At 57.8% G+C, this 10,723-nt stretch carries 10 protein-coding genes and 1 pseudogene; 9 read left to right on the forward strand and 2 right to left on the reverse strand.

All coding sequences use genetic code 11. The features are described 5' to 3' along the window. The first annotated feature begins 10 nt into the window (after nucleotides 1-10). From AC1DE4_RS25030 to AC1DE4_RS25060, 7 genes are read left to right on the forward strand one after another with little or no spacing between them, the layout of a single operon-like run. Nucleotides 11-1,219 (forward strand): mandelate racemase/muconate lactonizing enzyme family protein, encoded by a 1,209-nt coding sequence (locus AC1DE4_RS25030; RefSeq protein ID WP_169682058.1) that lies wholly within the window; start codon nucleotides 11-13, stop codon nucleotides 1,217-1,219. Nucleotides 1,220-1,260: 41 nt separating this feature from the next. Beyond that, nucleotides 1,261-2,238, forward strand: a complete 978-nt coding sequence (locus AC1DE4_RS25035) for a sugar ABC transporter substrate-binding protein (protein WP_169682059.1) — start codon at nucleotides 1,261-1,263, stop codon at nucleotides 2,236-2,238. 55 nt (nucleotides 2,239-2,293) lie between these two features. Next, nucleotides 2,294-3,271 (forward strand): ABC transporter permease, encoded by a 978-nt coding sequence (locus AC1DE4_RS25040; RefSeq protein WP_169682060.1) that lies wholly within the window; start codon nucleotides 2,294-2,296, stop codon nucleotides 3,269-3,271. Between the two features lie 3 nt (nucleotides 3,272-3,274). After that, nucleotides 3,275-4,006 carry an ATP-binding cassette domain-containing protein gene (locus tag AC1DE4_RS25045; RefSeq protein WP_169682061.1) on the forward strand — a complete coding sequence of 244 codons (732 nt, stop codon included), beginning with the start codon at nucleotides 3,275-3,277 and terminating at the stop codon, nucleotides 4,004-4,006. Nucleotides 4,007-4,016: 10 nt separating this feature from the next. Further along, on the forward strand, nucleotides 4,017-4,760 hold the full coding sequence (locus AC1DE4_RS25050; protein ID WP_169682062.1) for an SDR family oxidoreductase: 744 nt from the start codon (nucleotides 4,017-4,019) through the stop codon (nucleotides 4,758-4,760). After that, nucleotides 4,761-5,657, forward strand: coding sequence for an aldose 1-epimerase (locus AC1DE4_RS25055; protein ID WP_169682063.1), 897 nt, complete (start codon nucleotides 4,761-4,763; stop codon nucleotides 5,655-5,657). After that, on the forward strand, nucleotides 5,648-6,796 hold the full coding sequence (locus AC1DE4_RS25060; RefSeq protein WP_169682064.1) for a fumarylacetoacetate hydrolase family protein: 1,149 nt from the start codon (nucleotides 5,648-5,650) through the stop codon (nucleotides 6,794-6,796). The genes AC1DE4_RS25055 and AC1DE4_RS25060 overlap by 10 nt, the downstream gene beginning before the upstream one ends. A gap of 103 nt (nucleotides 6,797-6,899) precedes the next feature. On the opposite strand, the gene AC1DE4_RS25065 is transcribed toward AC1DE4_RS25060, so the two are convergent. Continuing rightward, nucleotides 6,900-7,928, reverse strand: a complete 1,029-nt coding sequence (locus AC1DE4_RS25065; protein WP_169682065.1) for a LacI family transcriptional regulator — start codon at nucleotides 7,926-7,928, stop codon at nucleotides 6,900-6,902. Between the two features lie 229 nt (nucleotides 7,929-8,157). Between AC1DE4_RS25065 and AC1DE4_RS25070 the strand changes: the two genes are divergently transcribed. Further along, nucleotides 8,158-10,065 (forward strand): glycoside hydrolase 5 family protein, encoded by a 1,908-nt coding sequence (locus tag AC1DE4_RS25070; protein WP_192240515.1) that lies wholly within the window; start codon nucleotides 8,158-8,160, stop codon nucleotides 10,063-10,065. Here AC1DE4_RS25070 and AC1DE4_RS25075 read toward each other — a convergent pair. Continuing rightward, nucleotides 10,062-10,475, reverse strand: a pseudogene (locus AC1DE4_RS25075) (transposase); the annotation flags it as partial. The gene AC1DE4_RS25070 and the pseudogene AC1DE4_RS25075 sit on opposite strands and share 4 nt — an antisense overlap. Nucleotides 10,476-10,554: 79 nt before the next feature. On the opposite strand from AC1DE4_RS25075, the gene AC1DE4_RS25080 reads away from it, so the two are divergent. Then, nucleotides 10,555-10,723: transposase (locus tag AC1DE4_RS25080; protein ID WP_477883588.1), on the forward strand; the 169-nt coding region annotated here is incomplete at its 3' end.

A 10,723-nucleotide genomic window follows, 5' to 3' on the forward strand; every position in this document is an offset into this window, starting at 1 on the left:
GAAGCATCTTATGAAAATCACGAAACTAGAGACCGTGCGTGTCGCGGAACGCCAGAACCTGCTCTGGGTACTGGTCCATACGGATGAAGGAATTACCGGTCTCGGGGAGACTTTCTTCGGTGCAGAGACCGTGGAAGCCTACATTCACGAATACGTAGCGCCACGCGTTATTGGACGCGACCCGCTGCAGATCGATCTCCTGGCCGCAGATCTCGTCGGTTATCTCGGATTTCGGTCGTCAGGGGCTGAGGTGCGGGGCAACTCGGCATTTGACATTGCACTGTGGGACATCTTTGGCAAGGCAACCGGACAGCCGATTGCACAGCTGTTGGGCGGATTCAGCCGTCGCGAAATCCGCACTTACAATACCTGCGCCGGTACGGAATACATCAAGAAGGCAACCGGCCAAACGACGGCTAACTACGATCTGGCGACATCTGCGACCAACGCTTACGACGATCTGAATGGCTTCCTTCTTCACGCCGACGAACTCGCCCACTCCCTGCTTGAAGAAGGGATAACGGCCATGAAGATATGGCCCTTCGATATCGCGGCGGAGAAGGCCCGCGGCCAGTACATTTCCTCACCGGATCTCAGGCGGGCGCTGGAGCCGTTCGAGAAAATTCGTTCGGCCGTGGGCGACAGGATGGACATCATGGTCGAGTTCCATTCGATGTGGCAACTGCTGCCTGCCATGCAGATCGCAAAGGCGCTGACGCCCTACCAGACATTCTGGCACGAAGATCCGATCAAGATGGACAGTCTCTCCAGTCTCGGACGCTACGCGGCCGTGTCGCCCGCACCGATTTCGGCATCGGAAACGCTGGGTTCGCGCTGGGCCTTCCGCGATCTGTTGGAGACCGGGGCGGCTGGCGTTGTGATGCTCGACATCAGCTGGTGCGGGGGACTGTCGGAAGCAAGGAAGATAGCTGCGATGGCGGAAGCCTGGCATCTGCCGGTCGCGCCTCATGATTGTACCGGGCCCGTCGTGCTTTGCGCCTCGACGCATCTTTCGCTCAACGCGCCCAATGCGCTTGTCCAGGAGAGTGTGCGGGCCTTCTACAAAACCTGGTATCGCGATCTCGTCACGGCATTGCCCGAGGTGAAAAACGGAATGATCACCGTGCCGCCTGGTGCCGGATTGGGCATGGAACTGCATCCCGATCTCGATAAGGCATTCACGGTGTCTCGCCGCATATCGAACTCCGTAAGCATCTGACTTTGTAACTGAAGTAACACGCAAACCTGGGAGGAAAAGGCATGAGAAAGAGCATTATCTGCGGTGCATGGGGGCTTGCCCTTTTAGCCACTACGAGCATCGCACAGGCCGAACCGCTGAACATCGTTTTTGCGCACCATTCGTCGGCATCAAATACCTTCTGGCAGGCGGTCAAGAAGGGCTTCGACGACGCCTGCGAGAAGATCGGCGCGAACTGCCAGATGGTCTTCACGCAAACCGAAGGATCGGTCGAGCAGCAGCTGTCGAACATTGAAGCAGCACTTGCTCGCAAGCCTGACGCGCTCTTGACCTCGATCGTTGACGACAAGGCGCTCGACGACGTGATTGATCGCGCGGTCAAAGACGGCGTTGTTGTGATTGGCGTCAACGTTGATGACAGTAAGGGGGCCGACGGTAACAAACGCGCGGCGTTCGTCGGCCAGGGCTTCCGGCCGGCCGGTCATTCGCTCGGCAAGGCGATCTCCGAGAGTTTTCCGAAGGATGGGCCGGTCAAGGTTCTGGTTGGCGTCTCCGCGCCTGGGCAGAACTGGTCGGAGGCGCGCGGGCGGGGTGTCATTGATTTTCTTGAAGAATATAAGGCTGCCAACCCCGCGCGGGATATTTCTTGGGACCGCATCGACAGCGGAACTGACCTTGCTGTGACCGCAGACCGTGTCGGCGCCTACCTCAACGCGCATCCCGAAACCACCGCCTATCTCGACACGGGTTTCTGGCATGCATCGGTCGCACGAGTTCTGAAGGATCGCGGCATTGCGCCCGGCAAGGTTCTGCTCGGCGGTTTCGACCTCGTTCCTGAAGTGGTCCAGCAGATGCAGGCCGGCTATGTGCAGGCCGAGGTCGACCAGCAGCCATACATGCAAGGTTTCATGCCGGTGATGGAAGTTTACCTCGCCAAGAAGCTGGGTCTTGCGCCGTCGAACATCGATACGGGCCAAGGCATCGTGCGCCCGGCGGATGCAGGCATGATCATGGATCTGTCCGCTAAGGGCCTGCGCTAAGTCAAAGGCAGGAAGGGGATCACTCATGAGCCCCTTCCACTCTGGAGATTGCTTAATGAAAAGACTTCTGAAGATTTATATGGAGAAGCCAGAGCTTGCCGCTCTCCTTCTGCTGGTCGTTTTGATCTTCCTGTTTCAGAGCCGGTCAGGAGGACTATTCATTACCGCTGGCAACCTGCGAGGCGTGTTCGGAATCTTGCCCGAGATGGCCTTGGTCGCCATCGGCGTGACCGTCTTGATGATATGTGGCGAGTTCGACCTCTCGGTTGGCGCGGTGTTCGCGTTGATGCCGATGACGGTCGCGGTCCTAATGACCCATGATGTCCCCTTTTCCGTGGCGCTGGCGGCGGGATTGCTAGTGTGCGTCGCAATCGGCTTCCTGAACGGCTTTCTCACGATCCAGTTCGCCATCCCGAGCTTTATCACGACGCTCGGAATGATGTTTGTGGCGCGCTCGCTAACGGTGGTGGTCTCCGGTGGGTTTCCGCCGTTGCTGTCGGCGGATCTACCGACCTGGCTATTTGTCAGTTTCGTCGGACCGGGTGAGCTCTTCCGTATGTCCTTTATCTGGTTCGTCGCTGTCGCAATCCTCGTGTCCTTGCTGCTGAGCCGCACGAATTTCGGCAATTGGGTGCGTGCGACTGGCGGCTTTCTTCCCGCAGCAAATGCGATGGGCATCCCCACGGCGCGCGTCAAAATTGCCTGCTTCATCCTATGCTCGGTTCTGAGTGGATTTGCTGGGTTGATCCAGGTCTTGCGCCTCGGCTCTCCCTTGCCATCCATCGGGGAAGGCATGGAATTGCAGGCTGTCGCGGCTGCGGTCATTGGCGGAACTGCATTGACAGGCGGCATCGGCGCTGTTCTCGGAGGGATTATCGGTGTGGCGCTAATCCGCGTCATCGACAATGGCCTCATCCTTAGCCAGGTCGACGCCAACTGGTTCAAGTTCGCTATCGGATCGCTGACGATCTTCGCGGTTATTGCAAACTCTTGGCTGCGCAAGCGCGCCAAGGCAATCAAGGTGGAGGTGTGAGCCATGAACGAACCCATCGTTTCGGTTAAAAACCTGCACAAATGGTATTCGGGTGTTCATGCCGTCAAAGGTGTTTCGATCGATTTCGCGCGGAACGAAGCTGTCGGGCTGATTGGCGACAACGGTGCTGGAAAGTCCACCCTGATCAACATCTTGTCAGGCGTCCAGCGACAGGACGAGGGCGAGATCTTCGTGGAGGGCCAAAAGGTCGCCATTTCTGGCCCTCGCGACTCGATGCGGCTCGGCATCGAGACCATCTATCAATACAACTCCATGGTCCCGACCATGTCGATCGCGCGCAACCTCTTCATCGGTCGGGAGCCCATGCGGTTTTCGATTGCAGGCGTCGGTGTCATGGACATGGGCAGGATGCGTGAGGAGAGCGTCAAGGCCATCAGCAATGTGGATTTGCATCTGAGATCGCCGGATGCCCTTGTCGGCGAGCTGTCTGGCGGGCAGCGGCAGGGCGTCGCCATTGCGCGTGCCATGCACTTCAAATCGAAGGTGATGATCCTTGATGAGCCGACCAATCACCTTTCGGTCAAGGAAACCAACAAGGTCATCGGTTTCGTTCGTTCCCTGAAAGAGCAGAACGTAACCGGCATCTTCATCAGTCACAACATGCACCATGTCTTCGAATGCTGTGATCGGGTTGTCGCCATGGCCCGTGGCCAAGTCGTGCTCGACAAGCGGATCGGCGACACGACGATCGAAGAAGTTCAGTCGGTGCTCTGAGGAAAAGCCAATGGGAATGCTAGAAGGAAAGACGGCCCTGATAACAGGAGGCCTCGGAACTCTGGGAAGGGCTCAGGTGCTACGGCTTCATGCCGAAGGCGCTTCCGTGATCGTTCTTGATCGGCCAGACATCGAAGACGGCGCGCAGAAAGCGGCAGAACTTGGAGCCGGCGTTCGGTTCCTCGGTTGCGATCTCAACCAGCTGCAGGTCACGGAGGAAATTGTCAGCGAGGAAGCCAAAGCCCTAGGTGGCATCGACATCCTTATAAACAACGCCGCCTTGATCATCAACAGGCCGTTCGAGGCGTTTAGCCTGGAGGAATATGAGGATCAAATCCGGGTCAACTCATCCGCCGCTTTTGCGGTGGTGCGGGCAGTCGCGCCGTTCATGAAACCGAAGCGAAGCGGAAAGATCCTCAATTTCACGTCAATCACCATGAACGGGCAGTGGGACGGCTATGTGCCTTATGTGGCGTCGAAAGGCGCGATGCTCGGTCTGACCAAGGGGCTCGCCCGTGAACTCGGTCCGTATGGCATCAACGTCAATGCCGTCTCGCCGGGCGCGGTGGTTTCCGAAGCAGAAGAGCGCGTGTTCGGGGATCGGCTGCAGCAATATAGCGACTGGGTTCTGGACCGTCAGTGCCTGAAGAAGCGCATCGAGCCCGACCATGTCGCGAGCCTCGTTCTCTTTCTGGTGTCGCCGGCGTCCGATATGATCTCGGGCCAGAATTTTGCCATCGACGGAGGCTGGTAATTGCATCCGCAGGAGATCGTTCTGGAGAACGACAAAGCCCGCGTCGCCGTTGTTCCCAGCTTGGGTGGCGGTCTGGCGCGGCTTGATGTTCGCGACGCCGAGGGGAGGTATCGGCCTCTCCTGCGGCCGTGGAGCGGGCGGATCACTGATGGTCCTTTCGCTCTGGGCTGTAATGTTCTGGTTCCCTTCTCCAACCGGATATCGCAGGGAGGGTTTGTATTCGGCGAGCACTTCCACGCCGTCAGTCCCAATTTGGGCGGTCAAGAGCTTCCGATTCACGGAGATGCGTTCATGCGGGAGTGGCTGATCGCCGGGCGGGATACATCGACGATCACGCTGCATTGTCCTCACGGTAGTATTGGTCCGTTCCGATATGATGCAAAGCAGACGCTCGTCTTGTCGCAAACCCGGCTTGTCGTGCGTTTGGAGGTGACATCGACATCACCGACGGCCTTGCCTTTCGGCATCGGGTTTCATCCCTGGTTTCCGCGAAGCGCACGAACAACAGTTCGGTTTTCAGCGAACAAAGTCTGGCTGGAGAATGAAAGACATCTGCCGCTGACATTGGTCGATATTGATGCGGACGGTTGTTGGGATTTCTCGGCGCCGACCCCTTTGCCGGCCGAGTGGATCAACAATGCGTTCACTGGCTGGCTGGGCTCCTGCGATGTCGAACAAGGCCCTGATGCCGTCTCCTTTCGCTTGAGCGCATCTGACAATCTCGACGTTACTGTCGTCTATTCGCCCGGGTCGGATGCGGATTTCTTCTGTTTCGAGCCTGTTTCTCATCCGGTGGATGCGCACAATCTTCCCGGTATGCCCGGGCTGACGGTTCTTCAGCCCGGCAAAACCCTCACAAGTTCGATGACTTTGGACTGGAGTTCCTCATGGCACTGAATTCGTTCGAATGCGGCACGTTTGCTGGCCGGATATTCCGCTCCGAGTTTGGCGGTCCGTCCGTGGTCGTCGTGCGCGACGGAATGGTGTTCGATATCACCTGTGCCGAGGCGCCGACGATGCGCGACCTGCTGGAGAAAGACGATCCGGTCTCGTTCGTTCGCGCGCAGCCCGGCGAAATCGTCGCGTCGCTGGGAGCGATCATGGACCCGGATCTACCCGACCATGCCCCATTTTCGATGCTTGCACCCTGTGACCTGCAGGCGGTGAAGGCGTGCGGTGTCACCTTCGCGAGATCGATGCTCGAGCGGGTGATCGAAGAAAGAGCTGCCGGAAACCCGGACATGGCGCGCTCGATACGCGAACGCGTGACGGCGGTTATCGGGGATAGCTTGCGCGACCTGCGTGCCGGATCGGAGGAAGCAGCAAAGGTCAAGGAGGCATTGATCGAGGTCGGCCTCTGGTCGCAATATCTGGAAGTGGGTATCGGACCAGACGCAGAGGTCTTTACCAAGGCGCAGGTGCTGTCCTCCGTCGGCTGGGGCGCCTCCGTTGGACTTCATCCGGTGTCGAACTGGAACAATCCCGAGCCCGAGATCGTGCTGGCCGTCGACAGCCGGGGGCGCGTGAAGGGGGCGACACTCGGCAACGATGTCAACCTGCGCGATATCGAGGGTCGTTCGGCGCTTCTTCTCGGCAAGGCAAAGGACAACAACGCCTCTTGCTCCATCGGGCCGTTTATCCGCCTGTTTGACGAGACTTACTCGATCGCGGACGTGCGCAACGCCGAACTGGAACTACGGATCGAGGGCAGGGACGGTTTCGTCCTTGATGGCAGCAGTTCGATGAAGGAGATCAGTCGCGATCCGCTCGATCTCGTCGCCCAGACGATTGGTCGCCACCATCAATATCCTGATGGGCTCATGCTGTTCATGGGAACCCTTTTTGCGCCGGTCGAGGATCGCGATACACCCGGCCAGGGCTTTACGCACAAGATAGGCGACAGGGTAGCAATTTCGAACGCTGAGTTGGGCAGCCTGATCAACACGGTGGCCTTGTCGACCGAATGCCCGCCCTGGACCTTCGGGACGGCCGCGCTCATGCGCAACCTTGCCACGCGCGGCCTGCTTGGCAACTAGGGCATGACAATTCATCGGCCAACGCCGATGGTGGCGCCGAGCGCGCAATAGCCCACATAGATAGGCTCCGGCTAGAGGGATTGGCCGGAGCGAAGGTGTCGGATCAAACCGACGCGTCACGAAATTTCGGAGCAATGAGTGACTGCAGGTTCGGCAGTTCCACGCCATTGGCTACGGAAATGATAGTGCGGGCCAATTCGTTTCCGGCCGCACGAATATCCTCGTTTATGGCGATAATCTCGGGCCTGATCCACTCGGTGAAACGCGTCGGCTCTTTCGCAACCATGTCAAAATCGACCTTGATCCGGGCTCCGACGCTTTCGAGTCCAGCAAGGAGAGCGACACCAGTACTTGCGCTGCCGGCGACAAAGCCGTCAACCAAGCCGCTCTCGAATGGCCAGCGTGTCCCCTCCTTGAAAATATCCTCCAGGGGGCTGTCGAGATCGACGTTGCCAAACGGTACTTCCACGCATCCAAAGTCACGGATGCCTCGGCGGAATCCGTCCGACATGTGCTTGCAGAACATCAGATGCGACGGTGGCGCCAGGAGCGCGATATTTCGCCGCCCGTTGTCCGCAAGCCGTCGAACGCTCTCATAAGCGAAGGTCTCATTGTCGAAATCGACGGAGGCGTGAACACTCCGTAGCTGCGTTCGACCGAAGGTGACGAACGGAAACTCTTCGTTCGTCAAAAAGATAACGCGCTGATCCATCGGTTGGGTACGGGTGATGATCAGTCCATCGGCCATGCCGCTGTCGAGAACCTCTCCGACGGCCTTCAACGGGTCCTCATGCGGGCTATCCGGCACCACCACCATGCCATAGCCTGAACGGGAGAGCACCTCGGCGACGCCGTTTACAAGCGGCCCGGCTATGCCAAGGATTTCATCTTCCATGTTCAGCACCAGGGCAATAACGCGTGACTTGCCCGTACGAAGTCTGAACCCTGCGCGGTCCGGGCGATAGCCTATCTGGCGTGCCGCGAGCCTCACGCGCTCTTTCGTCGATGAGCTTATGTCGTCGGCATCGTTGAGCGCACGGGAGACGGTCGCAGGGGTCAGCCCAGTGAGCTGCGCGATCGTTTTGAGCGTTGGTTTTGGCTGGCGATCAACGCGACCACGATTGCTCCTCATGGAACTCTCCGAAAACGATATAGAGATTACCCCTAATTCTCTCGACGAACAGTGTCAAACATATCTGATTTTACAGCACTTGTGGGGTCTTGATATTTTGTGTATTCGCTTACGTAATCGATTTCGGAGATGTGTTTTGGTCGGTTTGGCGAATGATTCAATCAAGCTCTTTCCTCAGGGGGGCTTGGCACTCGGATGCAACTACTGGGCATCCCATGCGGGGACGAACATGTGGCAGGATTGGCAGCCGTCCGTCGTTGATGCCGACATGGCTGCCCTGGTTAAGCATGGGGTCCGTTGGTTGCGGGTCTTCCCATTGTGGCCCGACTTTCAGCCGATCAAGCTGCTTCGAACACATTCCGCCGCCCCTTATGAATATCGGCTACGCGAAGAGCCTCTTGGAACCGATGCCCTTGGCCGGGCCGGACTGTCCTCGACAATGATCGGCCGGTTTCGGGAAATGTGCGCTCTCGCCGAAAAGCACGATCTCAAACTCGTTGTCGGTGTGATTACCGGATGGATGAGCGGCCGCCTGTTTGTTCCGCCGGCACTGGAGGGCATGGATCCTATCAGTGACGCGAGGAGCATTGCCTGGCAGATACGATTTGTCCGAGAATTCGTGAGTGCCCTGAAGGACGAGGGTTCGATCGCGGTATGGGATCTCGGAAACGAATGCAATTGCATGGGCGTCGCAGATAATCCGGACGTCGCCTATACATGGACCGCGGCCATTTCGAGTGCCATCAAGCGCGCCGATCCTTCGCGGTCGGTCGTCTCCGGCATGCATACCCTTTCTTCGCGGTTGAAAGGCCATAAGAACCCGTGGCTGATCGAAGATCAGGGTGAGTTGACCGATATCCTGACGACGCATCCGTACCCGTACTGGGTTCGCCACGCCGAACTCGGCCACGTCGATGACTTCCGAACGACATTCCACGCGACCGCAGAAACCAGCTTCTATCGCGATATCAGCGGCAAGCCCTGTATCGTCGAGGAAGTCGGGACAATGGGTCCGATGATTGCCAGCGATGAAGTTTCGGCGAAGTTCGCTCGGGTCAACATGTGGTCCTTGTGGGCGAACGATTGCCGAGCCTTTGGATGGTGGTGTGCCTACGATCAAACCGGTCTCGGTCATGCGCCCTATGATTGGTTCGCCGTCGAAACCGAGCTCGGATTGGTGAAGACCGACCACACGGCGAAACCTGTCTTGGAGGAGTTCGCAAAATTCCAGAAGGTGATGGGGCATGTTCCAAATGGCACGCTACCTGCTGCAGCGATCGATGCTGTCTGCATCCTGTCGGACAATCAGGACGATTGGGCGGCCGCCTATGGATCGTTTGTCCTTGCCAAGCAAGCAAAGTTGCAGCTCGCCTATTGTCACGTTCATCAAGAGATTCCCGAAGCTGGCATCTACATCCTGCCTTCGTTGACTGGTCCCAACTGCATACCGAAGCGCGTATGGCTCGAACTGCTGCGGCGGGCCAGGGAAGGGGCGACGCTTTACGTGTCCTTCAAGGACGGCATCGTGCCCCATTTCGTGGAAACGTTTGGTGCCGAGATAGTATCGCGGTCTAAATCACCGATGGCGGCGTCCGCAACGATCCTGGATGGTGGCCATCAGATCGAAATACTCGGAGCTGGCGAGACACGGGTGAAATTGACGTCAGGCGAAGCCATTGCAACGAGGGACGATACTGGCGATCCCGTCTTCTGGAGCAATCGCCTCGGCAAGGGTAATGTTTACGCTTTGGCTTTTCCAGTTGAGGTCGAATTTGCCGGAACCTTGTTTAGTGAGGACAATCCCTATTGGCGGCTCTATGCGCAGTTCTCGAAGGCGAACAGGAAGTCGCGCTTGATAGAGGTTGCCGATCCGGCAATTGCCGTAACGGAGCACGCGTTCTCGCCCGAACTTCGGTTTGTCGTCCTGATCAATCATAGCCGCGAAGTTCGATCGATTGAGTTCTCGGTACCAGACGAATGGGAAGTCACAGATATCTGCAAGGATGAAGAACGCGTCGACGGTCGGACGGGGATCGAGGTGCCGGGTCTGGATGCTGTCATGCTTCGAGTGCGGCCGAAGCACTGCTTGACCGTTGGCGGGGCTGTAGCTCGACGTCCTAAAGCTTGTCGCGTCTAAATCGCCTCATACCCTGCGGCCCTGAAGTAGTTTCGACATTCTTCGACGGGGAACAGTGCACAGATGTCGCTCAGGGCATTTGATATTGCGTCGAAACTCCTTGCGGCTTTCTTTCGTAGGAGCGTCTTGAGTTTCGAGAAGGCCATTTCGATCGGATTCAGATCGGGCGAGTACGCAGGTAGAAAGAGCAGCCAGGCACCTTTTTGTCTGATGAGATTTTCGGCCTTTTCGCTTTTGTGGAAGCGAACATTGTCGGCAATCACGACGTCGCCCTTGGATAGAGTTGGGACGAGTTGCGTTTCGATCCAGGTCTCGAATATCTCGGCATTCATTGGTGCGTTGACGATCCATGGGGCGACCATGGAATGCGATCTGAGGCCAGCGATGAACGTCTGCGTCTTCCAGGATCCGAGTAAGCGCGTAGGCCACCCCATGTATCTTTCGGACTGCTGATAGGCGATTTTCTGCATGAGTCATGCGGAGAATCCTATGAACGACAGTGTGAATCGGCCTCGGACCTTCGAGGTTTTGACCGCAGAGCCGGTGCGAAGAAGACGCAAGCCTCGTGAGTGGTCGGACGACGAAAAGGCGCGGATCCTGGCCATGGCGCTGCAGCCTGGGGCGAACGTCTCGGCGGTCGCCCGGTCTGAAGGCTTAG

It is taken from the genome of Rhizobium sp. 10N414 (assembly GCF_056394785.1).

Coding starts and splice junctions, on each gene's coding strand:
- AC1DE4_RS25070 (WP_192240515.1), top strand. CDS start 8,158: ATGTGGCAGGATTGGCAGCCGTCCGTCGTTGATGCCGACATGGCTGCC.
- AC1DE4_RS25060 (WP_169682064.1), top strand. CDS start 5,648: ATGGCACTGAATTCGTTCGAATGCGGCACGTTTGCTGGCCGGATATTC.
- AC1DE4_RS25040 (WP_169682060.1), top strand. CDS start 2,294: ATGAAAAGACTTCTGAAGATTTATATGGAGAAGCCAGAGCTTGCCGCT.
- AC1DE4_RS25030 (WP_169682058.1), top strand. CDS start 11: ATGAAAATCACGAAACTAGAGACCGTGCGTGTCGCGGAACGCCAGAAC.
- AC1DE4_RS25065 (WP_169682065.1), bottom strand. CDS start 7,928: ATGAGGAGCAATCGTGGTCGCGTTGATCGCCAGCCAAAACCAACGCTC.
- AC1DE4_RS25035 (WP_169682059.1), top strand. CDS start 1,261: ATGAGAAAGAGCATTATCTGCGGTGCATGGGGGCTTGCCCTTTTAGCC.
- AC1DE4_RS25050 (WP_169682062.1), top strand. CDS start 4,017: ATGGGAATGCTAGAAGGAAAGACGGCCCTGATAACAGGAGGCCTCGGA.
- AC1DE4_RS25045 (WP_169682061.1), top strand. CDS start 3,275: ATGAACGAACCCATCGTTTCGGTTAAAAACCTGCACAAATGGTATTCG.